General features: G+C 70.7%; 17 protein-coding genes. 5 read left to right on the top strand and 12 right to left on the bottom strand.

All coding sequences use genetic code 11. The features are described 5' to 3' along the window. Window position 1 precedes the first annotated feature (1 nt). On the bottom strand, window positions 2-730 hold the full coding sequence (locus tag AC6I72_RS07440; protein ID WP_498000078.1) for a lytic polysaccharide monooxygenase: 729 nt from the start codon (window positions 728-730) through the stop codon (window positions 2-4). A gap of 695 nt (window positions 731-1,425) precedes the next feature. Here AC6I72_RS07440 and AC6I72_RS07445 point away from each other — a divergent pair. After that, window positions 1,426-2,214 carry an OBAP family protein gene (locus tag AC6I72_RS07445; RefSeq protein WP_498000079.1) on the top strand — a complete coding sequence of 263 codons (789 nt, stop codon included), beginning with the start codon at window positions 1,426-1,428 and terminating at the stop codon, window positions 2,212-2,214. Window positions 2,215-2,363: 149 nt separating this feature from the next. Here the strand turns inward: AC6I72_RS07445 and AC6I72_RS07450 are convergent, their stop codons facing one another. The 4 genes from AC6I72_RS07450 to AC6I72_RS07465 are packed head-to-tail and all read right to left on the bottom strand — an operon-like array spanning window position 2,364 to window position 7,750. Then, the gene (locus tag AC6I72_RS07450; RefSeq protein WP_498000080.1) at window positions 2,364-4,406 is read right to left on the bottom strand and encodes a beta-galactosidase; all 2,043 of its coding nucleotides are present in this window, start codon (window positions 4,404-4,406) and stop codon (window positions 2,364-2,366) included. A 59-nt stretch (window positions 4,407-4,465) separates the two neighbouring features. Next, window positions 4,466-5,806 carry an ABC transporter substrate-binding protein gene (locus AC6I72_RS07455; protein WP_498000081.1) on the bottom strand — a complete coding sequence of 447 codons (1,341 nt, stop codon included), beginning with the start codon at window positions 5,804-5,806 and terminating at the stop codon, window positions 4,466-4,468. A gap of 50 nt (window positions 5,807-5,856) precedes the next feature. Next, window positions 5,857-6,807: a carbohydrate ABC transporter permease gene (locus AC6I72_RS07460; protein ID WP_498000082.1), complete on the bottom strand. Its 951-nt coding sequence runs from the start codon at window positions 6,805-6,807 to the stop codon at window positions 5,857-5,859. Window positions 6,808-6,814: 7 nt separating this feature from the next. After that, on the bottom strand, window positions 6,815-7,750 hold the full coding sequence (locus tag AC6I72_RS07465) for a carbohydrate ABC transporter permease (protein ID WP_498000083.1): 936 nt from the start codon (window positions 7,748-7,750) through the stop codon (window positions 6,815-6,817). 369 nt (window positions 7,751-8,119) lie between these two features. Here AC6I72_RS07465 and AC6I72_RS07470 point away from each other — a divergent pair, with 369 nt between their 5' ends. Together AC6I72_RS07470 and AC6I72_RS07475 are read left to right on the top strand one after the other, a co-directional pair. Further along, window positions 8,120-9,181: a LacI family DNA-binding transcriptional regulator gene (locus AC6I72_RS07470; protein WP_498004619.1), complete on the top strand. Its 1,062-nt coding sequence runs from the start codon at window positions 8,120-8,122 to the stop codon at window positions 9,179-9,181. Window positions 9,182-9,203: 22 nt separating this feature from the next. Then, the gene (locus AC6I72_RS07475; RefSeq protein WP_498000084.1) at window positions 9,204-9,344 is read left to right on the top strand and encodes a hypothetical protein; all 141 of its coding nucleotides are present in this window, start codon (window positions 9,204-9,206) and stop codon (window positions 9,342-9,344) included. Between the two features lie 210 nt (window positions 9,345-9,554). On the opposite strand, the gene AC6I72_RS07480 is transcribed toward AC6I72_RS07475, so the two are convergent. After that, entirely contained in the window at window positions 9,555-10,979 is a 1,425-nt protein-coding gene (locus AC6I72_RS07480; protein WP_498000085.1) for a non-reducing end alpha-L-arabinofuranosidase family hydrolase, read from the bottom strand. 777 nt (window positions 10,980-11,756) lie between these two features. Here AC6I72_RS07480 and AC6I72_RS07485 point away from each other — a divergent pair. Beyond that, complete coding sequence (locus AC6I72_RS07485) at window positions 11,757-13,190, top strand: endo-1,4-beta-xylanase (protein WP_498000086.1); 1,434 nt, start codon at window positions 11,757-11,759, stop codon at window positions 13,188-13,190. A gap of 138 nt (window positions 13,191-13,328) precedes the next feature. Here AC6I72_RS07485 and AC6I72_RS07490 read toward each other — a convergent pair whose 3' ends face one another. Beyond that, complete coding sequence (locus AC6I72_RS07490; RefSeq protein ID WP_498000087.1) at window positions 13,329-14,450, bottom strand: Gfo/Idh/MocA family protein; 1,122 nt, start codon at window positions 14,448-14,450, stop codon at window positions 13,329-13,331. 476 nt (window positions 14,451-14,926) lie between these two features. Beyond that, a complete protein-coding gene (locus tag AC6I72_RS07495; RefSeq protein WP_498000088.1) occupies window positions 14,927-15,958 on the bottom strand; it encodes an aldo/keto reductase in 1,032 nt (343 codons plus the stop codon). Between the two features lie 105 nt (window positions 15,959-16,063). On the opposite strand from AC6I72_RS07495, the gene AC6I72_RS07500 reads away from it, so the two are divergent. Next, entirely contained in the window at window positions 16,064-16,519 is a 456-nt protein-coding gene (locus AC6I72_RS07500; RefSeq protein WP_498000089.1) for a MarR family winged helix-turn-helix transcriptional regulator, read from the top strand. A gap of 478 nt (window positions 16,520-16,997) precedes the next feature. On the opposite strand, the gene AC6I72_RS07505 is transcribed toward AC6I72_RS07500, so the two are convergent. The 4 genes from AC6I72_RS07505 to AC6I72_RS07520 are packed head-to-tail and all read right to left on the bottom strand — an operon-like array spanning window position 16,998 to window position 25,292. Next, entirely contained in the window at window positions 16,998-18,311 is a 1,314-nt protein-coding gene (locus AC6I72_RS07505; protein WP_498000090.1) for a TIGR02679 family protein, read from the bottom strand. After that, window positions 18,308-22,441, bottom strand: coding sequence for a TIGR02680 family protein (locus AC6I72_RS07510; RefSeq protein ID WP_498000091.1), 4,134 nt, complete (start codon window positions 22,439-22,441; stop codon window positions 18,308-18,310). The genes AC6I72_RS07505 and AC6I72_RS07510 overlap by 4 nt, the downstream gene beginning before the upstream one ends. Further along, window positions 22,438-23,739 carry a TIGR02678 family protein gene (locus AC6I72_RS07515; protein ID WP_498000092.1) on the bottom strand — a complete coding sequence of 434 codons (1,302 nt, stop codon included), beginning with the start codon at window positions 23,737-23,739 and terminating at the stop codon, window positions 22,438-22,440. Before AC6I72_RS07515 ends, AC6I72_RS07510 begins: the two co-directional genes overlap by 4 nt. Beyond that, window positions 23,736-25,292: a TIGR02677 family protein gene (locus AC6I72_RS07520; protein WP_498000093.1), complete on the bottom strand. Its 1,557-nt coding sequence runs from the start codon at window positions 25,290-25,292 to the stop codon at window positions 23,736-23,738. The genes AC6I72_RS07515 and AC6I72_RS07520 overlap by 4 nt, the downstream gene beginning before the upstream one ends. Window positions 25,293-25,353: the final 61 nt, after the last annotated feature.

Raw genomic sequence — 25,353 nt, forward strand, 5'->3', positions numbered from 1 at the left:
ATCAGCCGGCCGGGCAGGCTCCGAGGTCCTCCCAGACGCCCCACTGGCCGGTGGTGCCGGGCTTGTCACCCGTCACCCACCACTTGGCGCGCCAGGTGTGGCCGCCGTAGGAGACGGTGTCGCCGCCGTTGTAGACGTGCGCGGGGTCCCAGACCGGCGCGGTGCAGGTGCCCCCGCCGCCGTTGCCGCCACCACCCCCGTCACCGCCGCCGGTGCCGCCGATGTTGACGTCGACGCAGGAGTAGAAGGCGTTGGCGGTGTCGGCGATGTTCCACACGGCCAGCACCTTCTGGCGGCCGGTGAAGCCGCCGAAGTTCACCTGCTGGCTGACGTCGGCGGCGGGCTGCTGGTTGTGACCGTCGAACTCGGCGATCTTCTGACCGCCGATGAAGTACTGCCAGTTGGCGGTGGAGTGGCGTGCCGTGTTGTGCCAGGTGAACGTCGCCGTGGTGCCGACCGGGGTGACCTTCCAGCCCTTGCTGTCGTCGTCCAGTTCGGCGTACTCCGCGTGACCGCCGCTGCAGCTCTGCAGGCCCTTGGGGCCCTCGACGCTCTGCGGCTCGTACTTGATCTGGCCGCAGTCGACGACGCCTTCGGCGCACTGCTCCTGCCGGCTGGTGGGCAGCGTGACCCAGCCGTGCGCGCCGGCCGTGGCCGCCGGGAGGCTGACGGCGAGCACCGGGGCCACCAGCGCCCCGATCGCGACAGCCACCTTCCTCTTCGTGTCCATGTCACATCACTTCCCTCGATGAATCGGAACCGACGCCTGCGAGGCCGTTGATGTAGGTCTAGACCTACGAAACTTGGTCTAGACCATACTCGGGGACGGGGGCGGGTCAAGGGATTCGGCAGAACCGACCGGCAAAGAAACAGGGCCCCCGGGCAGCCGCCGGATCCCGCGCGCCGCCCAGAACCCCAGGGCCGCGCGTCGGCTGTTCGCCGTACGTGACTCAGCGGCACCACCGTGCCACCGCGATGGCGCGGCTCACGAGGTCACGCGGGCGACCGCGTCGCGATCGGGACCGACGGGGTCGGCACGCTCGTCCACACGGTCACCGCCGCCCCGGTCCCGGACCGGGCGGCGAGGCCGCGGAACCCTGCCGCCCTGCCCGCCGGGCTCCGCCGGGTGGTGCTCAGCCATCCCGCGCCCGGTGCGCCGGCGGCACCCACCGCGATCGCCCTGTACGAGCGCCTCGGCTTCAAGACCCGGGCGCAGGTCACCTTCCGGGGGTTCGGCACCCCCCTGACGCAGCCTGCCCCGGCGGTCCGCCCGGACGGTCCGCCTCCGGTCCGCGCCCCCCTGGTCCGGACCGCGTCACCGGTCCCGGTGCCGGCGTAATCCCTGCCACAGGGGCCACGGCGCGGGCGTGGACGACGGTGCCGGGCGGTCCGTTACGGCCGCCGGGCACAGGGCACTCGCCGTCCATGGCATTCACACAGCGCACACACCGCTCGCGCGGGTCCGGCCGGGGCCCGGCCGCGTCCATCGGGATCGGTGTCGCGGCAGGGGTGACGGCCGCGGCCGGTCTCCTGCTCGGCCGCAAGGCGGCCACGATCAGCAAGGTCGGCAAGGGGCACCCGCTCAAGCACCGCGCGCTCGACCTGGCGGCCGGGGCCATGCAGCCGAAGTACCCGCTCGATGCGATGAGCACGTATCTCAACGGTTTCCACATGTACGCCGACGACATGGGCCGGCAGGTGGAGGCCACGCACTTCTGCATCCACCTCCGGCACGACCTGCACCAGTGCGTGATCTTCGACCGCAACGCGCCCGACGCCCGTCTGATCGGCATCGAGTACATCATCAGCGAGGAGCGCTTCCGCGGCCTGCCCGAGGACGAGAAGCGGCTGTGGCACAGCCACCACTACGAGGTCAGGTCCGGCACGCTCACCGCCCCCGGCATCCCCGACCTGGCCGAACACGCCTATTTCGAGGACCTGGTGACCACCTACGGGAAGACGTTCCACACGTGGCAGTACGACCGCGACGACTTCCCCTACGGCATCCCGCAGCTGATGATGGGCTTCACCGGGGACGGGCAGGCCTCGGACGAGATGATCCGGGCCCGGGACGACAGGCTCGGCGTCTCGACGTCCCGCAAGCGGCAGAACCGGGCGGACATCCCCGTGCCGGACGTGGCGCCGGGCGCCAACGCGTGGGAGAGCGGCCGGACGGTGCAGACACGTCTCGAGGAGATGGACTTCAAGCGCTGACCGCCCCGACGACGGGCCCGGCCGGCCGGTGACGGAGCCCGGCCGCCCCCGTCAGGCGGGCGCCGCCGGGGTGCCGGCCGCGGTGGCCAGGGCGCGGTCGGGGCGGTCGAGGCGGCCACCGCGGCCGTTCCCCCTGCGGCGACCGCTGCTCAGCCGAGGGGCTGCCGCAGTACGGCGACGCCCCGCGGCCCGAGGGTGAGGACGCCGTCGGCGTCCGCGGCGCCGATCAGGACGTCTCCGGTCAGACCGCGTACCCGTACCGGCTGCTCGCAGCGGTTGACCAGGAACAGATAGCGGTTGGCTGCGTCGCGGCGCACGGTCGTCTCGACCCTTCCGCGGGCGTCCTCGGGCAGTTCACCGGCCACGCCGGCCGGCGCCAGCAGCCGCGGCAGAAGCGAGGAGACCCCTTCGACGCCGAGCCGGGTGGAGACGTAGGCGGCCGAACCGCTCCCCGCCGGGCGCCGGGTGACGGCGGGGCGGCCCGCGTGGACGCCGGTGCGGTAGCGGGCCAGGACCTCGGTCCCGGGCGCGGTGACGTCGACGCGGTCGGTCCACAGACTTCCGGTCGTCGCGTCGTCGAGTCCGACGCTCTCCCCCGCGAGCAGCGGCCCGAACTCCTCGACGCGGATGCCGAGCAGGTCGCGCAGGGCGCCCGGGTAGCCGCCGAGCCACACGTGGTCGTTCTCGTCGACGATCCCGGAGAAGTACGTGGTGACGAGGTGGCCGCCCTGTTCGACGAACCGGGTGAGCGTCTTGGCCAGGCCGGCGGGGACGACGTGCAGGACGGGCGCGATCAGCACCTGGTGGCGGTGCAGGTCGCCGCGGGTGGTGACGACGTCGGCGCGGATGCCGAGGCCGAGGAGCGCCGAGTACCAGTCGAGGGCCTCCTGGCGGTAGTCGAGCAGGGTGGTGGGGTGGGAGTCCTGCTCGCTGGCCCACCACGAGTCCCAGTCGTAGAGGATGCCGACCGGGGCGGGTTCCCGTTCGCTGCCCGCCACGGGTGACAACGCCTCCAGGGTCGCGCCGAGTCCGGCCACCGTGCGGAACAGTTCGCTGTCCGGTCCGGCGTGCGGAACCATCGCGGAGTGGTACTTCTCCGCGCCGGCCGCGGACTGGCGCCACTGGAAGAAGCAGACCGCGTCGGCGCCGTGCGCGACATGCAGCAACGCGTCACGGACGAGGTCGCCGGGCCGCTTGGCGAGGTTGACGGGCTGCCAGTTCACGGCGCTGGTGGAGTGCTCCATCAGGAACCAGGGCCGTCCGCCGGAGATGCCGCTGGTGAGATTGGCGGAGAAGGACAGCTCGTCGCGGTCCTGCGGGCCGGGGTGGACGTAGTGGTCGTTGGAGACGAAGTCGATCTCATCGGCCCAGTCCGGGTAGTTCATGCCCTTGGTGCCGCCCATCACCATGAAGTTGGTGGTGACGGGGACGCCGGGAGTGATCTCCCGGAGGATCTCGCGTTCGGCGCGCAGGTGGTCCTTCAGCGCGTCCGAGGAGAAGCGCTTGAAGTCCAGTTGCTGGGTCGGGTTGGGGTGGGAGGCGGCCAGGCGGGGCGGCAGGATCTGCTCCCAGTCGCTGTAGCGCTGGGACCAGAAGGCCGTCCCCCAGGCGTCGTTGAGCGCGTCCAGCGTGGTGTACCGGTTGCGCAGCCAGTCACGGAAGGCGCGGGCCGCGTCGTCGGAGTAGTCGTGGACGTTGTGGCAGCCCAGTTCGTTGTTGACGTGCCAGGCGACCAGTGCCGGGTGACCGGCGTAGCGGGTGGCCATCTGCCGTACCAGGCGCAGGGCGTGCTCGCGGAAGACCGGCGAGGTGGGGCGCCAGTGCTGACGGGCTCCCGGCCACAGGGTTTCGCCGCGGGCGGTGACCGGCAGGATCTCCGGGTGGGCGGCGGTCAGCCACGGCGGCGGGGACGCGGTGGCCGTGGCCAGGTCGACGCCGATGTCGCCCGCGTGCAGGAGGTCCATGACGTCGTCGAGCCAGGTGAAGTCCCAGACGTCCTCGGCCGGCTGGATGCGGGCCCAGGAGAAGATGGCCAGCGACACGAGGTTCACGCCGGCCTCGCGCATCAGCCGGACGTCCTCCTCCCACACGGAGCGGGGCCACTGCTCGGGGTTGTAGTCGGCGCCGTAGACCAGCCGGGGCGCGGGGGCACCGTCCGCCCCGCCGCGGCGGGACAGGAGGGTGGAGATCATGGTGGTCCTTCCGGGGTGGGAGACCGGACGGCGCGGGGTGGCCGCGCCGCCCGGTTGCGCTACTTCTCGACGGTGAAGCCCTGCTCCTCGCCGTACTTGACGGACGCGTCCTGCCAGGTCTTGAGGGCGTCGGCCAGCTTGGTGCCCGAGACGTAGGCCTTGCCTGCGGTGTCGTTGAAGACCGAGTTGGCGTACACCTGGTACGGCAGGTAGGACCAGGTGCCGGAGACGTTCGCGGCGGACTCGGCGAAGATCTTGTTGGCCTGCTGCCCGCCGAAGTACGGGAACCGGACGTCCTGGAACGTCCTGGACGTCAGCTGCGCGGTGGTCGCCGGGAAGGCGCCGCCCTTGACGCGGGTGTCCACCCCCTTGCCGGAGTCGGCGTACCTGACGAAGGCGTAGGCCAGGGCTTCGTTCCTGCCGAGTCCGGGCAGGGTGAGGGCGCTGCCCCCGTTCTCGGAGCTGTCGTGGGCCCCTGCCCGCCACTGCGGAAGCGGCGCGACGCGCCAGTCGCCGGCGGCGTCCTTCACGCCGGAGGCGAGGTTGGCCGGCATCCAGGCGCCGATGGCCAGCGTGGCGATGGTGCCGTCACCGAGGCCCTTGTACCAGTCGTCGGACCAACTGGTCACAGGGGCGATCAGCTTCTCGTCGAGCAGTTTCTGCCAGGTGGCGGTGTACTTCTCGGCGCCCGGGTCGGAGAAGTCGATCTTCACCTTGGTGCCGTCGACCTTGTAGGGGCGCGAACCGGCCTGCCACAGCATGCTGGTCGTGAACCCGGCGTCGCCGGCGTCGTTGGTGATGTACGCCTTCGGGTTCGCCTTGTGCAGGGCGCGGGCCGCGTCCACGTACTCGTCCCAGGTGGTGGGCACCGTGAGGTGGTACTTGTCGAAGACCTTCTTGTTGTAGAACAGGGCCATGGGGCCCGAGTCCATCGGCAAGCCGTAGATCCCGTCGCCGGCCCTGACGCCGTTCCACGGGCCCGGTGAGTACTGGGCGGCCAGCTTCCCGGCGCCGAAGCCCGTGAGGTCGGTGAGCTGCTTGGTCAGTGTGTACTGGCCCATGGCGTAGTACTCGATCTGGGCGACGTCGGGTACGCCCTTCTTGGCGGAGATGGCGTTCTGCAGCGCCTTGTACTGGTCGTTGCCGGTGCCCGCGTTGACGAGGTTCACCTTGACCCCGGGGTGCTCCTTCTCGAAGTCGGCGGCCACCTGCTTGAGCGTGGGTTCCCAGGCCCAGACGGTGAGGGTGCCGCCCTTCTTCAGCGCGGCACTGATGTCCGCCTCGGAGACCGTCTTCGCGTCCGGCTCCGAGGAGTTGGATCCGCCGCACGCGGTGGTCCCCAGGGCGAGGGCGCAGACGAGACCGATGCCGCGCAGCAGGCGGCGGGAGTGCTTGTGCATGGGTGGGCGCTTCCACTTCTTGGTGGCCGGGGACGGAAGGGGGGGCGGTGCTATTCCTTGACGCTGCCTGCGGCGAGTCCGGACTGCCAGTGCTTCTGGAGCAGCAGGAACGCGGCGATCAGCGGCACGACGGTGAGGAGAGATCCGGTGATCACCAGATGGAACACGGGCTGGCCGCCGGCGGTCGCGGCCTGGACGTTCCAGCTGTACAGGCCCAGGGTGAGCGGATACCAGTCCGGGTTCTTGATCATGATGAGCGGCAGGAAGTAGTTGTTCCAGGTCGCGACCATGGTGAAGAGGGAGACGGTCACGATGCCCGGCGCGAGCAGGGGCAGGGCGACCTGGAAGAAGGTGCGCACCTCGCCCGCCCCGTCCATGCGGGCGGCCTCCAGCAGTTCGGCCGGGATCGCCTCCGAGGCGAAGACCCACATCAGGTACAGGCCGAACGGGGAGATCAGCGAGGGGAGGATCACCGCCCACGGAGTGTCGGTGAGGCCGACGTTGCTGAACATGAGGAAGGTCGGCACCGCGAGCGCGGTTCCCGGGACGGCGACGGCGCCGATCACGACGGCGAACACGGCGCGCCGGCCGGGGAAGTCGAACTTGGCCAGCGCGTAACCGCCCAGCGTGGCGAGGAAGGTGGCGCCGCCGGCGCCCACCACGACGTAGAGCACGGTGTTCAGCAGCCAGCGGGTGAAGATGCCGTCGTGGTAGGTGAACGTCTGCGCGATGTTGTCCCACAGGGCGAAGTCGCTGTCGAACCACAGGCCGAAGGAACGGGCCAGTCCCTTCTGGGTCTTGGTGGCACTGATGAGCAGCCAGGCCAGCGGCAGCAGACTGTAGAGCAGCACCAGGCCGGTGAGCAGGGTCAGCGGGACGCTGCGCCGGGGCCGGGCGGGAGAGGGGCCGCGCCGGGGCGTGCGCAGCCGGGGCGCGGTGCGGGACGGGGCCGGCGGGGAGGGCGCGGGCCGGGCGGCGGCGTCGGGGACGGTACCGGTCATCGCTGCTTCACGCTCCCTTGCGCATACCGCGCAGCTGGACGGCATAGGCGATGACCATGGTGATCAGCCCCATGACGATGGCGACCGTCGCGGAGTAGTTGTGCTGCTGGCCGGAGAAGGACAGCGAGTACGTGTAGAAGTTGGGCGTGTAGTCCGTGGTGATGGCGTTGGGGGCCAGCTTCTGCAGGACGCTGGGCTCGTTGAACAACTGGAAGCTGCCGATGACGGAGAAGATCGCCGCGATCACCAGGGCCCCGCGGATCGCCGGCAGTTTGATCGCGGTGATGACCCGGAACTGCCCGGCGCCGTCGATCTGCGCCGCCTCGTACAGGGAGTGCGGGATCACGCGCAGCGCCGAGTAGAAGATCAGCATGTTGTAGCCGACGAACTCCCAGGTGACGATGTTGCCTATGGAGGCCAGGACCAGGTCCGGGGAGAGCGGGTCGGGCAGTGACAGGCCGAACGCCTGGTCGAGGTCGCCGAGAAGACCGAAGCGGGTGCCGTACATGAAGCCCCACATCAGGGTGGCGACGACGGCGGGCACCGCGTAGGGCAGGAAGATGGAGATGCGGAAGAAGTCCGCGCCGTAGAGGCGTCCGCTGTCCAGGGCGAGGGCGACCAGCAGGGCGATGCCCAGCATGATCGGCACCTGGACGCACAGGAAGAGCGAGACCCGGCCGAACGCGGCCCAGAAGTCCGCGTCCCCCAGCGCCTGCCGGTAGTTGTCCAGGCCCACGAAGGTGGTCCCGCCGATGAGCCGGTCACGGAAGAGGCTCAGGTGGACCGAGTACGCGATCGGCGCCAGGAACACCAGGGCGAACACGGCCACGAACGGGCCGATGAAACCCCACCCCGTCCAGGAGCGGCGTTCCCGTCCCGTGGCGGGTGGCGCCTGTGGCGCCGACCGTGGCTCGGGGGCCACCTGCGGCTGCAGCGTCGTCATGTCGTTCCTCGCTCGTGCGGGTGGTGACTCGGTGACGCCGCCGTGGCCTGGGCCGGGGCCGCGCCGTCCCGGAGGTTCACGCGAACCTCGCGTGGACACCGCTCACCCCGGAGAGGCCGGGGAGCCGGCGATGTTTACGTAAACATCGGGTGGCGGAATGTCTACACTGCCTCGATGAGGCCGGTCAAGAGTCCGGGCGGGGCCGGCGGCCAGGGCGGCGGAGAGGGCGGGGAACGGCGAGTGGACGTGCCTGAGCGGGCGGCAGAGAGCGTGCCGGGCGGCACCCCGGGCGCGGGGAGCGGCGCGCCCGGCGAAGCCCCGAAGCGCACCCGCGGCCGGCCCCGCGGCAGCGGCCGGAGCACGGCCTCCATGGCCGACGTGGCCCGGCTGGCCGGCGTCTCGTCGCAGACCGTCTCCCGGGTCTCCAACGGCTATCCGGGCGTGAACGAGAAGACGCGCCGGCAGGTGACGGCCGCCATGGAGGAACTCGGCTACCGGCCCAACAGCGCGGCCCGCGCCCTCAAACGCGGCGAGTTCCGCACCATCGGCGTCATCACCTTCTCCCTCGCCACCACCGGCAACGTGCGCACCCTGGAGGCCATCGCCACCTCCGCGGCGCAGGAGGGCTACGCGGTGACCCTGCTGCCGGTCGCCCTGCCCACCCAGGACGAGGTGCAGGGGGCGTTCTCCCGGTTGCAGGAACTGGCCGTCGACGCGGTGATCGTCATCATGGAGGTCCACCTGCTGGACGCCGCTACCGTCACGCTGCCGCCGCACGTCCAGGTCGTGGTCGCCGACTCCGACGCCGGGGACCGCTACACGGTCGTCGACACCGACCAGGCGGGCGGCAGCCGCGCCGCCGTGCGGCACCTGCTCGGTCTCGGCCACGACACGGTGTGGCACCTCGGCGGCCCGGAGGGCTCCTTCGCCGCGCAGCGCCGCGCCGACGCCTGGCGCGTCGCCCTCGAAGAGGCCGGCCGCACGCCGCCGCCGCTGGTACGCGGCGACTGGTCCGCCGAGTCCGGCTACCGCGCCGGCCTCGAACTGGCCGCGCGCGACGACTGCACGGCGGTCTTCGCCGCCAACGACCAGATGGCCCTCGGCCTGCTGCGCGCCCTCCACGAACACGGACGGCGCGTTCCCGGGGAGGTCAGCGTGATCGGCTTCGACGACATCCCCGAGTCGGCGTCCTTCCTGCCCCCGCTCAGCACCGTCCACCAGGACTTCGGCGAGGTCGGACGGCTGTGCGTCCAGGCGGTGCTGCACAAGATGCGTCATGCCGGCGCCGGGCCCGGGACGACCCTCGTGCCGACCCGCCTGGTGACGCGCGCGAGCACGGCGCCGCCACCGGGTGCGGACGGGAGAACGGCCCCGGGGAACACCGGTACAGCGGCTGCCGGCGAGAACGGTCATGGCCGGCCGGCACAGTGATCCACTTCGCCGCCGGGGCTGGGTGAAAACCGATCTGGGCGGTCCCGGCGCCCGCCTGACCATCGACGAAAGCATCCCGGGCGTCGTCGACACGATCGAGGCCCGGTCCGGCAAGGGCGGCCTGCACTACCTGGACCGGCAGGGACAGACCGTGCGCTGGTAGCGCGGCCCGGGCCGTCAGAGCCGGGCCGTGCACCGGCAGCACCCGCCGACGGCCCGGTCCACGCGAGTGAGGGGAACCCCGGCCGCCGCACGGCCGGGGTCCCTCCGGACGGTGAGCGCCGGTCAGCAGGTTGCACTCCCCCACCGCGAACCGCTCACCCACACGCTCGCGCGGACCGCATCACGTCACGGTCACCGTGGACCGGAGAGGTCAGCGCTTCAGGGTGAGGACACCCGGCCGCCACGGCAGCTGGTCGTAGGGGCCGCTCGCGCCAGGAGACTTGCCCTGGTAGAGGAACTGCAGGTTGCAGGGGTCGATGGTCATGGTCTGATCGGGGTTGTTGCGGACCAGGTCACCGTGGCTGATGTCGTTGGTCCAGGTGGCACCGCTGTTGGCCTTGCCCGCGAAGGGGTTGCTCTCGCTCGCGGCCTGCGGGGTCCACGAACCGCTCAGGCTGGAGGCCGTGAACGAGCGGAAGTAGCGCCCGTTCGCGCCCATCGCCTCAACGATCATCAGGTACTGGTTCTGGCCCTGGACCTTGTAGACCTGCACCGCCTCGAACAGGTTGCTCGTCGAGTCGCTCATGACCGTCGTGTACGACGAGCCGAAGCTGCCCGGGAAGTTCCCGATCGGCATGCTCGCCCGGTAGATCTTGCCGTTGTCACCTGCGAAGAAGAGGTACATGTTCTGGCCGTCGGCGATCAGGGTCTGGTCGATCGGGCCGGTGCCGGAGCCGGAGATGCTGCCGGTGAACAGCGGCTGCGGCGAGGACCAGCCGTTGGGGTTGGTGGGGTCGCTCGACGTGCGGTAGACGAAGGGCGACGCACCCCACTGGTACGCCAGCACCCAGATGTTCTTGGGCGCGAAGTAGAACAGCGTGGGCGCCACCGCTGCCTGGCTCATCCCGGTCTGGCCGGCCGACGCCATGTCCGACCAGTTCGTGAAGGGACTGAACATCATCGAGCCGTAGGAGGATCCCGACACGTTCGACGCGTAGACCAGGTGTTTGCCGTTGTACGTCACGGTGGTGAAGTCCTTCACCGCGGCCCACCCGTTCGCAGGCTGCGCCAGCACACCCGACGAGGTCCACCGGTACGTCGACGGAAGAGAACACGTGTCCGGCGGGGTCGTCGTTCCGGACAGGCCGGTCCACTTCTGGTTGCTGCCGCCGTTGCACGTCCAGATCTCCACCGCCGTGCCGTTGGCCGTGCCGGCGCCCGTGGCCTCCAGGCACAGCCCGGACTCCACAGCGACGACCGTGCCGTCGGAGTTCACCCGCCACTGCTGGTTCGCACCGCCGGAACAGGACCAGATCTGCACGCGGGTACCGGCCGTGGTGGCGTGGCCGGGGACGTCCAGGCACTTGTCGCCGTAGACGGTCAGCTGATGGTCGTCCGTCAGCGTCCACTGCTGGTTGGTCCCGTTCCAGCAGTCGTAGATCTGCAGGTACGTGCCGTTGTCCTGGCCGGCGCCCACCACATCGAGACACCGGTTCGAACCGACACCACGCAGGGCGCCACTGGTGGCCGCCTGAGCCGGAGTGGCGACGAGCATCGCCGCCAACGCGGCCAGGACCGCCACCGCGGCGGCGAGCACCGCGGATGTATGCCTGCGGCTGAAACTTCCTCTATGCATGGGGATTTCCTCAACCTCGAGTGGCGAGTGGTGAGTAGTGAGTGGTTGGCGGGTTCATGACATATACACCCAGTACGACTCCTTGCGGCTCTGTGTTCGGGCGGCACGGCCCGGAGTTGCCCTGCTGCGTGAAGGGGAGACTCAACTCGTTCGAAGTATCGAACCAAGGTCGGAGTGTCGAGCAACCTGAATGATAGGGAACCGGCGAACGGCGTCAACACCTCTCGCACAGGTCGGCGTCTGCGTCGAAATATTTCGAGAACCTCCGCAGGGATTACGGATCCCACGCTGCCAAACGGCCGGATTACACAGCACTTTTCGGCCCCATCCCATCCATAGATGAAGGCGTCGCGGACCACCGACCGACACAACGGGGAGTTCGAAAGTTTCGGACATAAAACAGAAACTTTTTGAGCGGGACTGTTGACGATGCACCGTCAACGCCTCAATCATTCCTGTCTGAGAAACCGGCGTCGGCTCGGCACTCCGGACCAGGCGGCCCTTGGGCAATGGGTGCTGCGCGGCAGCTCCGACGCACCACCGCACGACAGAACCGTGCTCGTTCCTGTCTCGAAGATCGTCCCGCCCCAAGACCGTGTGTCCGGTGATTCCGTGCTGCCCGTGCTCCCGGCCCGACCCGTCAGTCAGTCACTCAGTCCGTCACTCACTCAGTCCGTCCGTCGGTCCGTCCGTGCGCCTGCCGCATGGGAGCGGACGACGCAAACCCCTGCCGCTTCCGTCCTTCCGTGATCTGATCTCTGCCTTGGAGGAACAGTCATGGGCTCGTATGCCCTTCCCAGACCCGTCGTCCGCCGGAAGATCCGCGGTCTGCTGTGGGTGCTGGTCGCCGGCGTCCTCGGTGTGGTCGCCGCCCTGGTCGCACCGCCGACCGCACATGCCGCCGAGAGCACGCTCGGCGCCGCGGCGGCACAGAGCGGCCGCTACTTCGGCACCGCCATCGCCTCGGGCAAACTGGGCGACTCGGCGTACACGGCGATCGCGGGCCGTGAGTTCAACATGGTGACGGCCGAGAACGAGATGAAGATCGACGCCACCGAACCGCAGCGGGGCCAGTTCAACTTCACCGCCGGTGACCGCGTCTACAACTGGGCGGTGCAGAACGGCAAGAAGGTGCGCGGCCACACCCTGGCCTGGCACTCCCAGCAGCCCGGCTGGATGCAGAGCCTCAGCGGCAGCACCCTGCGCCAGGCGATGATTGACCACATCAACGGCGTGATGGGCCACTACAAGGGCAAGATCGCACAGTGGGACGTCGTCAACGAGGCGTTCGCCGACGGCAGTTCGGGAGCACGGCGGGACTCCAACCTGCAGCGCACCGGCAACGACTGGATCGAGGTCGCCTTCCGCACCGCGCGCGCCGCCGACCCGGCGGCCAAGCTCTGCTACAACGACTACAACATCGAGGACTGGACCTGGGCCAAGACCCAGGCCGTCTACTCGATGGTCCGGGACTTCAAGCAGCGCGGTGTGCCGATCGACTGCGTCGGGTTCCAGTCGCACTTCAACAGTGGCAGCCCCTACAACAGCAACTTCCGCACCACCCTGCAGAGTTTCGCCGCCCTCGGCGTCGACGTGGCCATCACCGAACTCGACATCCAGGGTGCACCGGCCTCGACCTACGCCAACGTGACCAACGACTGCCTGGCCGTCTCGCGCTGCCTCGGCATCACCGTCTGGGGTGTGCGCGACACCGACTCCTGGCGATCGGGGGACACGCCGCTGCTGTTCAACGGTGACGGCAGCAAGAAGGCGGCCTACACCGCCGTCCTCAACGCACTCAACGGCGGCTCCACCACGCCGCCCCCTTCGAGTGGCGGACAGATCAAGGGCGTCGGTTCGGGGCGCTGCCTGGACGTGCCCAACGCCGGCACCGCCGACGGCACCCAGCTCCAGCTGTGGGACTGCTCCAACGGCACCAACCAGCAGTGGACGTACACCGACGCCGGCGAGCTGAGGGTCTACGGCAACAAGTGCCTGGACGCCGCCGGCACCGGCAACGGCTCCAAGGTCCAGATCTACAGCTGCTGGGGCGCCGACAACCAGAAGTGGCGCCTCAACTCCGACGGATCCATCGTCGGAGTCCAGTCCGGCCTCTGCCTCGACGCCGTCGGAGCCGGAACCGCCAACGGCACCCTGATCCAGCTCTACTCCTGCTCGAACGGGAGCAACCAGCACTGGACCCGCACCTGACAACGGCTGCCACGGCCGAAAGGGCGAGGCGATGACGGCCTGCGGTGCGGCTTCTCCCACCCCGCCAGGACGGCATCGCTGATGGTCCCGGGTGGCCGCCGTGGGGGGCGGTCACCCGGGACCGGCCAGGAACGACGGTCACGCTGCCGTGACGGCGGATGCGATGCTGCGGTGCCGGGCGACGCCGTGCGCGAAATCGGGTACGCGTGTCGTGCCCTGGCGCAGGTCGTCCAGGAACTGCTCGTAGGCGTGGGCGACCGCGTAGGCCGGCGCGTCGGCTCTGGGTTCCAGTCCCGGAACGCGCACATACGATTCCGGCACGGTCAGGGGAGCGAGAGCGGTGGACGTTCCGCGGCCGCCCTCCAGGGTGAGCGGGCTGAGCTGCGGGTGGCCGATCGGGGCGGTGAGGACGAGGTCCCCCTCGGTGCCGTTGATCTCCCACCGGAAGTTGGTTCCTCGGGACGTGCCTCCGCGGTAGTGGAAGGCGGCTACCGCTCCGCCCGGCAGCCGCCCGGCGGCCACCACCTGGTCCGCGGCGGTCATCGGCACGGGCTGTCCGCTCTCGGTGTCCACGGCCGACGTACGCCGCGACACCAGCTGGATCCGCAGTTCCCCGGGCTCTCCCAGGACCGAAGCGAGTCCGTCGAGAGCGTGGCTGAAGGGAACGGTCAGCAGGGTCGCACCGTTCGCGGCGTCGAGCACATAGTGATCACCGGGGCCGACGGTGGCACCCCAAGCACCGCCGGAGCCGACCACCGTCGTGGACAGCACCTCCCCCACGTAGCCGTCGGCCACGAGGTCCCGTGCGTAGGCGAGGACCGGATGCGACCGTGCCTGGAGTCCGACGACGGTCGGCACGGCGCGACCGCGCGCCAGCTGCGCCATGTCCTCGGCCTCCGCGAGCCCGTTGCCCAGCGGCCACTCGCACAGCACGCCCTTGCCGGCGCTCAGTGCCGTCCGCACCAGTTCCCGGTGGTGCGGTACCTTGACCGCCACGACCACCAGGTCCACCTCGTCGCAGGCCACCAGCTCGGCAGCCGTCCCGAAGGTGGTGGGCACGTCATGCTTCTGTCCGGAGCGCTCCGCCGACTGTTTCGAACTGGCGCTCAGGGCCCTCAGCTCGTAACCCGGGACGGCACGCAGGGCAGGGAGATGAGAGCGCTCGGCCCAGCTACCGTGCGCCCCGAGTCCTATGATCCCCACTCCGATCGGCTTCTCGGCCCGGGCCTGCTCGGCAAGCAATGACTCAGATGTGTTCATGATGTGTCACCTGTTCTCGGGTGAATGGCACGGACGTCACTCGCGGTGGCCGTGGAGCGGCCATGGAGCAGATACGGAAGTGACCCTGCACAGGCCCGGCTCATGAGGGGTGGGGCGCGTGTCGGGCATGCACCGGCTTAGAGCTGCGGACAAAAGTGGGCCCCGGCGGGCGGCGCCCGGCACGCGCCCTCGCCGCGTTGCCGGAAGGCCCTGACAGCTCCGCTACAAGGACCTTCCGGCGCCTTGCGATCTCACGCACCGGACACCGCCCGCTGATCGGAACCCACTTTTGTCCGCAGCTCTTAGGAGATTCGCGCCCGGCAGGTGCGGGGTCAGCGAAGGACGCCGTGGACGGACGGGCAGGACACGGTGCCGCTGTGGGTGTCGCGGAGCTTCCGGCTCGGCTCACCGAACACGCTGACGCGGGCCGTGTCGCCGGGAAGCGCGAAGCCTGGAACCTGTCTGACCGCCGGCAGTCAATTCCACGCGCGGGAAGACGACTTCGGGCCGCGCTCGCTGTCCAGCAGAGCCATGAGGTTCGCGGCGTACCGGGTTCCGGCCACCGCGCCGGCCGGGACGGCCTCGTCGATCCTGCGGAGATCGGCTTCCGTCAGGGTGACGTGGGCCGCCGCCAGGGCCTCCTGGACGCGGTGCGGTCGGCGGGCGCCCAGAACGGCCACGACGGTGCCGCGCTCGCGGCCCTGGGCGATGACCCAGGCGGTGGCGAGCTGCGCGACGCTGATGCCGTGTGCGTCGGCGAGCGGTCGCAGCCGGTCGACCAGGGTGAGGTTCGTGGCGAGGTTGCCGGGGTGGAAGCGGGGCAGCCAGTGGGTGCGTGGGTCGCCTCCGGCCGGCTGTCGGTAGGAACCGGTGAGCAGCCCGTGCGCGAGGACCCCGTAAGCGGTGACGCCGATCCCCAGCTCGCTGCAGGTGTCCAGGATGCCGTTGTCCTCGGGGCCACGGCTGAACAGGGAGTATTCGATCTGTACGTCGCAGACCGGGTGCACGGCGTGGGCACGGCGGATGGTCTCCGGCCCTACTTCGGAGAGTCCGATGTGGCGTACGTATCCGGCCTGGACCAGTTCCGAGATGGCGCCGATCGTTTCCTCGACCGGGGTGTCGGGGGCGAGCCGGGAGGGGCGGTAGATGTCGACGTGGTCGGTGCCGAGGCGGCGCAGCGAGTAGGCGAGTGCGTTCTTCACATGGGCGGGACGGCCCTCGATGCCGACGAAGGTTCCGTCGGGGCCGCGCAGGCCGCCGAACTTGACGCTCAGGAGCGCCTTGTCGCGATCGCCGTCGCGGAGTGCGCGCCGGATGAGGTCCTCGTTGTGGCCCATGCCGTAGAAGTCGGCGGTGTCGAGGAGGGTGACGCCGGCCGCGAGGGCCGCGTGGATCGTGGCGATGGCGTCGGCTTCGTCAGCGGGGGCGGTGTGGTCGGACATACCGGCGCAGCCCAATGCGAGAGGGGTGACGTGCGGGCCGCCGGTTCCAAGGGTTCGGGTTCGCATGAATCCTTCCGCGGGGTGGAAGCGAGAAGCGCGGCCGTCAGGGGCCGATGCAGCGGCAGCCACCTGCTAGCGTTGACATCTCAACACTAGAAAGGGTGCGTTGATATGTCAACAGAGGCGGGCGGGGCTGCCGAGCCGGACGACGCCATGAGCGAGGCCGCACTGGATCCCGTCGGCTTCTGGTCGGCCTTCAAGCGCGCCCATGAGATCGTCCGAACCCGGGTGATCGCGGACGCCGCCGACGCGGCGGGCCTGTCCGAGCCGGACCTGACGATCCTCGTCAACCTGAACAAGGCGGGGGGTTCCCTGCGCCAGAGCGAACTCGCCGCGGCGCTCGGCTGGGACCGCACCCGCATCTCCCACCAGCTCACCCGCATGAGCAAGCGCGAACTCGTCACCCGCGAACGCGCCGGTGGTGTCACCGTCACCCTCACCGACACCGGACGCCAGGCCGTCACCGCCGTGCACCCCGGCCTGGACGCCGCGGTGCGCCGCCACTTCACCGACAAGCTCTCCGCACAGGAGATCGAAACACTGAGTGCTGTCCTCCGCCGGCTGTAGCCGCCGGAACGGAAGCAGGCAAGCCGCAGGGGCGGGGTCAGCAAGTACGCGCAGGCCGCGGCCCACTGCCTCCATGCGCCCAGCACCCTCGATGCCGGAGCGGGGCGGGCAGCGCTCGATGAGCCCATCGGGGCCGGCGGTGCACCACACCCGTGCGTCCCTTCGCCGGGGAACACGCGACGCCATGTTCAAGGGCGGAGGCGGTACGGACGTCCCCTCGATGACGTGTCATCAGGCCGAGCGTCACCTGGGCGTCGAGGCGCTCGCCCTCTCTTCGTACCGAGAGAGACAAGACCGCACCGCGACCCCGGCAGCAGGTCAGGCGCTCTTTGCACTCGGCTCCAGAACCGCCATGCACTCCACGTGGTGGGTCATCGGAAAGATGTCACGCGAAACGGCAGTCGACATAGTCGCAGGTCAACACCGGTATACGGCTCCTCTGAGCGCCCCTTCGGTCGCTTGGAGCGTCAAATGAGCGTCACGGACAGCCAGCGGGGTGCTCCTGGCGAGCCTCAGCAGCGAGATCTTCCAACAGTGCATCGGCTACCAGCTCCTCGACCACGGCGATGTCGTGCTCCGCCATGGCTTCGGCCAACTCGGGATCCCACGGTGCTCCGGTAATGCGCCCCGGTCGAGGACCGTGGGCGTTGCGGACGATCGCGGATCTGTAGTCTGCCGCCGTCATGCGCCAGGGGTGCGCCCCTGTTTTCTCCATGACGTATGCGGCAATGCGGATGCCTTCGCCATCGAAGTCACCGTGGTAACGGAGAGCAGCGCCTTGGTCCGCGAGTAGGCGCAGGAGCTGGATAGCTGCGCTGTTGGGCCAGCCGGACGTGCAGACAAGCGGTGGGCAGTTGGAACCGAAGCGACGGAGGGCTAGAGCCAAGATGCTGGGGTTCTCCACGACGTGGACGATGGGTGGGGCAAGGGCGGCGGGCAGGGTCACCTCGCCCGGGTTCCTGACGTGGGCGAGGGTCAGGCTGGCGGCCTGGCCGGCCTCCGTGCACAGGCGGGCCACACGGGCGAGAAGGCCGTCGCCGCCGGGGCGCAGTCCGCCGGCGATGACGGTGGCGGACAGCTCGTCGTCGGCGACGCCAGCGCGGGACCACAGGGCGCGCCGTTCCGCTGCGGACTGCGGCGGAGCAATGTCGTACAGAGTCGCCAGGGCACGCAGGACGAGGGTGGAGACGGGTGCGCCGTCGTCGAGAGCGTGGGCGTGGCCGTTCAGGACTCGGGCGGCGAAGACGGGCAGGGGTTCGGCCTGGCCCGGTAGTTCGGCGAGCACCTTGAGCGTGTCGGTGAGGAGCGTACGGGTATGTTCCGCCGAGCCGCCGACCAGTCCCGCGGCTCGACAGGACGCAGCCCAGTCGGCGAGCACCGGCTGCGCCCGTACCGTGTCGTGACCAGCCAGCCAGGCCCACAGACCGGCGCGTTCGCCTTCCTTGCGGCGGCGTTCACCGGCTCTGTCACCGAGTGGGCCGATGAGTTCGGCGACGACTTCTCGTATGGTGCGGCCGGAGAGTTCGGTGACGGCCTCCTCCAGGCGGGCCAGGGCGACGGTGGGCCGGGGGGCCGGCAGGCGGTCCAGGCCGAGGAGGTCTGCGAGGGCTTCGCGCTGGGTCTCGTCCAGCAGTCCGAGGCGTACGCGTGTGACGGAGCGGCCGGAGGAGAGACGGTCGTGGACCGTCTGCCAGACGGGATGGAGTTCGGGGCGGCGAAGGGTCGCGTCGCCCGAGGCGAGATGCTCCCGAGAGGTCGTCCCGCCGGACACGGGGTGGTCTCGCAAGGTCATCCTTCCTCCATTCCGGTGCCGTTCCAGACGAAGCGCGCGCTGGTGACGGCGTCGTCTCCGTCGGTCAGGAGTTGGTGGACGGCGATGCCGGGCAGTTCCCTGTAGTTTCCCCACTCGTGGTCGGAAGTGATCATGAGGTCCAGATCGAGTGCGGTGAGCAGGGCGAAGACCTGTCCGCGGTTGACGGTGTCGACGCCTACGAAGACCTCGTCGAGGAGGATCGGGCGGGGGGCCAGGGGTACATCCTCGTAGTGGGCGGCGACGGCGGCGAACAGGGGCAGGTGCAGTGCGATGGCTTTCTCCCCGCCGGAGAGCGCGCCGTGCAGCCGCTTGGTCAGGGGCTGCAAGCCGCTCCCGTCCGCCCGGTCGAGGCGGACGGTGAAGGTGTGCCAGGCGGTGTAGTCGAGCACCTCGCCGAGGTGCTCCTCCCAGCTCGCGGCCGTATCGCTGCCCTTGGCCTCCTCGATGCGGGCACGGAAGAAGGCGTGTAGGGCCTCCCGGTCGGACTCGGTGACCCGACCGGGGTCCTTCAGGAGCAGCTGGCGGGCGGTGCGGGTGCTGTCGGGGAGGTCCGGGCGGACGTCCCAGACGAGCTGGACGGCGACGTTGGAGGCGGTACGGACCCGCTCGAGGTGCCCGTTCATGTGCGCGACGAGTTCACCGGCACGGCGGATGCGGGCGGCGAGGTGGCGGCGGATGTCACCGGTGAGGATCTGGTCGAAGAGGCGCCGTTCGGCGGTGCTGATGTCGTCGCGGCTGCGGTCGCGCTCCTGGGTGAGCGCGGCGAGCAGACCGGTCGCCCCCACGCGGACGCCCTCCAGGGTGGCGGTGAAGAGCTGGATGTCGTCGTCGGGCTCCAGCTCCAGGTCGGCGCGGACGCCGAGGTGGCGGCGGGCCTCGTGGACGGCTTCGGAGAGGCGGGTGGCGGCGTCGCCGAGGTGGCGCGGGGCGTGCGGGACCTGGGGCCACCGTGCCGCCATGGCGCGCGCGGCCTCCAGAGTGGCCTTGGTGCCGTCCCCGGCGTCGAGTTCGGGTACGACGCCCGCGTCCTCGGCCAAACCCACCAGGCACAGGTGCCGGAACCGCCGCGCCGCGCCGTCGCGGGCCTCGACTGCCTTCTCCTGCCGGTCGGCGTCCTGGCCGCTGGTGGCCCGCAGCTCTCCGATGCGGCCTTCCAGGCCCAGGAGGAGCTCGGCTGCCTGGCGGGCTTCCTTGCCGCAGCGGATCCGTTCGGCACGGGTCTCCGCAACGCGCGCGACGATCTGCCGGTAGTCCGCGCCGACCGTCTCCTCCACCGCCTTCAGGCGTGCCGTCATACCAGCCGCCTTCGCTTCCGCAGCGGCCGCGTCGGCAGCCTGCTTTTCGGCGAGAAGGCGTGACCGGTCCGCCCGTGCGGCCGTCTCCCTAGCCCTTTCAGCGGACGCGATCGCGTCGATGCGGGCGTCCGTCCAGGTATCGGCGAGGTCGCGGAACCTCTCCACGTCGCGGCCGAGTTCCCGCAGCCGGTCGCGGTCCGTGGGCAGTCCGTGTTCGGCGGCCCTGCGGCTCAGCGTGCGCAGCGCGCCGGCCACGTCACCCTCGCGTGCGGCCAGATGCTCGGTCGCGTCGCGCACGGCGTCGTCCCGGGCGGCCACTTTCTCCTCGGCCCGGTCCCAGTCCCGTCGGCAGGCGTCGAGTTCCCGGTGGTCGGGCCGGGCGGCGCGGTCGTCCGCCAGCCGGGCGGCGCGGGCGCCGAGTTCCCGCAGCCGGTCGGCGAGGGTGGCCAGGGAGGCGTCCTTCTCGGCGATCAGCTCGGTCAGTTCGGCGATCTCACGCTGTTTGGCCCGCTGCCGGGCGAGGGCTCCGATATGGGCGGGCTCCGGCTTGCTCCAGGAACCCGTGGCCGGCGCGAGGCGCCAGGCGCCGTCGGAGGAGACTGCCGCAGGGTGCCCGCCGGGCAGGGTGGTGCCATACGCGATGCCGGCGAGGATGCGGGTCACAGTGCCGGCCGGTACGGGGATGTCCTCCTCGGTCCTCAGCACGTCCAGCAGGCTGGAGCCGGGGGCGGTCGTGGCGAGGCCGGCCTCGACACGGGTGTCGTGCCCAGGAAGGGTGAGCCCTTCGGATGCGCTCACCCATGCGTCCAGGAGGCCCGACGCCTCCAGTGCCGCTTCCACCGCGGCCTGTACGGGGAGCGGGACGTCCTCGTGGAAGGCGATCAGCCGCCACAGCGGCGCGCCCGCCGCAGCCGTGCGGACGGTGGTGCGGGTGGGTGGAGCGACGGGCTGGAGATCGGTCTCGCCGCTGAGCTTGCGCCTCCGCGCGCCGAGCAGGTCCCGTTCCTGCTCCAACCCCTGTTGCGCCGTCCGGACTCCGGCCCGCTCAGTGGTGATCTCCTGGTCCAGCGATCGTGCGACCGTTTCGACCAGCTCGCGCACGTCTGCCTCGACGGCCGCCCTGGCGGCCAGTTCATCGAGGTCGGGGATGCGCAGCTCCGTGCAGTCCCGGGCCCAGGCGAGCAGCCGCTCCGCCTGGGCTGCCAGGGCTTCGTCCCAGGCGGCGGCAGTCGTGTCGCGGTGGGTGATCGCGTCCGCGAGCCGGGTTCGGGCCTCGTCCAGCAGGCCCTCGGCGGTACCCCGGTCGCGTACCGCCCGGTCGTGGGCGTCGATCGCGTCGGTGATGTCGGCGACCTGCTCCCGTCGGGCGGTGACCGCGCCCCGGAGCAGTCGGCGGGCGGCGGTGCCAGGAGCATCGGACCGCCTGCTCCCCGTCCTGACCGGGGTGTTCGCCGTCCCGTTTCCGAGGGGCTTCACCTCCCCTTCCGCGTCCAGCATCGTCTTCACCTCGTGGTGAATGGACTCCATGCCTGCGGCCCGGGCCGAGCGGTGTGCCTCGTCCGCGGTCGCGCGGGCGTGCTCGTCGCGCGAGCGGGCGTGGCCCGCGACCTCGTCGGCGTGCTTCCGGTCCTCCTCCGCCTCGGTCTCGGCGGACCGGGCGGCGGTACGCAGCTTCGCGGCGGCCGCGACCTGTTCCTCGGTACCGCGGCGGAGCCGGTCGAGCTCCTCCCCCTTCTGGTAGGCGTCGCTCTCCCGAAGCCCTTCGATGATCTCGTCCAAGGCGTGCGCCCGTAGTTCCAGCTCCTCTCGCAGGGCCAGGGTGGAGGCGCGCTCCTCGCACGCCTTCTCGTACTCCTCGGCGCTGACGCGGGCGTCCCGGGTGAGGTCGTCCATCTCGGTGGTCGCAGAGATCAGCGCTGCCGCACCGGCCCGCAGGACCCGACGGGCGTAGGCGCGCTGCCGGGAGGCGACGTTCTCGGCGGCCGTCACCTCGGCGTCGAGCCGGTCGAGGTGGTCCCGCTGCCGGTCCAGGCGCTCGAAGCCCTCGGCGAGCTCGGTGATCTCTCCTTCGCCGAGTGGGGGCAGTGCCCGGGACAGCAGGGTGGACAGGAGGGAGGGGTCGAGCCGTTCGGACAGCTTGGGCTGGCGGAGCTGGAGCAAGGCGGAGAGCAGGGACTCGTACCGCTGCTCACCCATGCCCGCGAAGAGTTCGCGCCGCACAGTAGTGCGGTAGTCGGTGGCTGACGGATGCACCTCGCCGCGGTCGCGCAGGGCTTCGGCGAGGGCCGCTTTGGTCAGGGGCTGTCCGGTGTCGTTGACGAGGTGGACCCCGTCGGGATGGGCGATCCGGGCGGTGGTGGTGAAGTAGTCGGCGTGCGCCGTGGTGGTGTGCACGCTCGCGTGCAGGCGGGCTCCGCAGCCGAACCAGTGCTCGGTGCCGTCGTCTCCGACGCGACGAAACTCCATCCACACGTACCCCACACGGGTCTTGCCGGACGCTCCCTGGCCGAGCAGGTTCCAGTGCATCGTGCGCTCCGAACCGCCGAACGTGGAGAGGCGGTTGGGGCGGAGGCTGGCGTCGAAGAGGAAAGGGAGCAACAGTTCCAGGGCCTTGGACTTACCAGTGCCGTTCTGACCGCGCAGCAGCAGGCGACCCTGGTGGAAGGTGAAGGTCTCGTCGTAGTAGCGCCAGACGTTGAGGATGCCCGCGCGATGGGGCTGCCATCGTCCGCGGCCGGTGTCCGCCTCGTGAACGGGTGACGGTTCGATGGTCTCCTCGGGCCGTCGCTGGAGGGGGAGTTCCGTCACGCTCACTGCTTGTCTCCTTCTCCGACGCTGCCGGCGGTGGTCACGGCTGGCGGATCGTTCTTCGGGGCTGGGCCGGTGGTCTCCGTCAGGCGGTAGCGGTACGCGGCCGGTCGCGCGACGACACGGTCTCGGGCCCTGCCTGCCAGGCCGACGTCGAGCAGGATCCGTACGGCGTCGTCGGCAAGGCGGGCCGGGCCTTCCTCCGACTGGTACGCCTTGGCCCAGCCCGGGAAGCGGCGCAGCAGCTCTGCTCCGGCCTCGGCCAGCTGCTCGGGCAGCAGGCCTGCGGGCGTGGCGCAGAGCGGTGCGAGGAGGAGCAGCGCGGCGACTCGGGCTGTGGAGGTGTCGTCGGGGAAGCGGACGTCGGTGGCGATGGCGTCCGGGTCGACGAGTAGAAAGCCCTCCGCCCGTTCCTCCAGGAGGAAACCGGCCTGTTCGACAGAGCGGCGCAGGATCTGGCGGCCGGTCAAGGAAGTGACATAAGCGAGCTCGTCGTCGGCGAGGTCGGTCCGGTAGAGCACGGGATCGTCGAAGAGGCGGCGCAGCACCGAATGGCGCAGCCGCAGGTTGCGCTGGGCGTCCGTGGTCGCGGCGGTCTCGGCGTCCGTATCGTCGGCAGAAGCGCCTCCGTAGCGGCGCTCCCTGACCAGGTCGGCGAGGAGTTCCTCGAACCGCGCGGGCACCTCCTCCGGAGGCACGGCGAGCCGGGAGGCGCCGACCGGCGCAGCGGGCAGCCGCATGAGCAGCGTGTTGTCCACGCGATAGAGGACCTTCGCCTCCGCGGAGTCGACGTACGTCTCGGTCGTGCCGTCCACCACACGCAGCACGTCGTACGACTCCAGCAGCTTCAGGACGTCGACGAACGCCATGCGCTCCGGCCGGCGGACCGGGTCGAATCCCGCCAGCGCGCGGTCGGCCGCCATGGCCTGGACGACGCGGTCGGCGAGCATGCCGATGGTCGTCATCGGCATCGACAGCAGCTCCGCGGCGGTCACGCACAGCAGGACGTACCGTCGGCGGTCGAACGGGGCCCGGCCGGAACGCACCCGGCGAGCGGGGCGGGACCCGTCGGGGTTGACGCGGACCTTGGTGAGGCGGGCGTAGCCCCGGCGGGGCTCCACGACCAGATTCCAGCCGCAGGTGTAGTCGAACCATCGAGCCAGCGGGTCACGGCGGCGGCGCACCAGATCGAAACCGGTCGGGTCGGCTGCCTCGGTGAGCAGCGGGCGGGCCAGAAGGAGGCGGATGGCACGGGCGACCTCCTCCCGTTCGGCGGAGGCCAGTTGGTTGGCGAGGGTGCTCATCCTGCGGCCTCCTGCCCCGTGGCGGCGCGGACTGCCGGGAAGGAGATCGCCCCGCCCACGGCCGTGACGTGGATGACGTAGTCCGGTCCTGCCATCGTCCCCTGCACGGTACGCAGTACGGCGGTGCGCCCGTCGGAGGGCGGCAACAGCACCACCTCCACCCGGCCGTCGCCGGTCGTGGCCCGTCGCCGGCCACCCGCGTCCGGCCGGGCGGCCAGCGCCCGACCCAGCAGATCGAGGAGACGGTCGAAGGCCGCGGGGTCGAGGGTGCTGAAAGAGGAGAGCCGTACCGGGCCGTCCGTCTCCAGCGCCTGCCAGGCGCGTGCCAGCTCCGCTCGCTCCGCCCGGGCCCGCTCGGCGCGTTCCGCCCTGACCGCCGCAACGTCCCGCACCGTGGCCGTACGAGTGAAGCGTTCGGTCCGTCCGCTGGTCCTCAGCAGGGCCGACACCTGTACCGGCGGCGCCTCGGACCAGGAGTGGGACGAGGGGATCAGCTCCGGGTCCGGGTGGGCGAGGTGGGCATGGCGGGCCGGGCCGAGGCCGAAGGCGGCCGACCACAGCCGGTGCAGGTCCTCCTCGTCGGGAGCCGCAGCGAACCAGCGCGCGAGCTCGCGGAAGTCCTGTACGGCGCTGGAGGGGCGGCGCCGGGACTCGTTGATCCGCTCCAGCACCTGCAGGAGGGAGACGATGGCGCGCCGGGCGATGTCGTGCAGCTGCTCGATCCGGGGGCGCGCCCCGTCGCCCGGCAGGAACCAGGCCCTCAGCCCCGCCCAGCGCGCCCGCCGGCTCTCCAGCCAGCCGGCTGCCGGGTCCTCTCCCGGGGTCGGAGGCAGCTCGGCACCGCGCAGGGCCCGCTCACGCAGCACCGCGATGCCCCGCTCCTCCACGCGGGCCACGGCGGCGGCCACCGTCTCGCCGCGCCGGTCGAGATTGACCAGGAACTCCTGGAGATACGCGACGGTGGCGGCCTTCACCTCACGGAACACGTCCAGATCCACTCCTTCGGTGCGAAGGAGCCTCTGCAACTGGCCGTTGAAGGCCTTGGTGTTCTCCACCAGGCCCTCCAGATGACCCTCCAGCTCCCGCAGGGTGCTGAAGATCCGTCGGTCGGCCGCGGCAGGTTCGCCTGACAGGAGGGTCAGTTCGTCGAGCCGGTCGGCGATCGCCTCCAGCACCGCGGTCTGCAGCGCCCCCGTGGAGGCCAGCACCTCCAGGGCGTGTCGCACCCCGGCGAGCGCGGCCTCGCCCCGGCGGGTCAGCGAGTAGTGCAGGTTGCGCCGCTCGTACTCCTCGGCCGTGCGGTAGTTCTGGGCGTGGTTGTGGACCACGTCGAGGAGTTCCCACTTCACCAGCCGTTTCAGCGTCTCGTGCAGTTCCTCGTCCTCGAGGTCCGAGACCCAGCCGACCGCACGCAGCCGCTCCCGTACGCCGTCGAGCCCGAGCGCGGTCTCCAGGTGCTCGCCGGCCACCCCGAAAGCCTCGAGCACGGCCCCGTTCAAGTCGGCCGTCTCCCCCGTGGTGAACCGGAACATCTCCGGCGGAACCCTGCGCATGCTGGTACGTCCCCTCCGCCGCCACCCCTGCGGCACTTCGATCTCCACGGTAGGGGGCTGC

This window comes from Streptomyces sp. Xyl84, assembly GCF_059731885.1.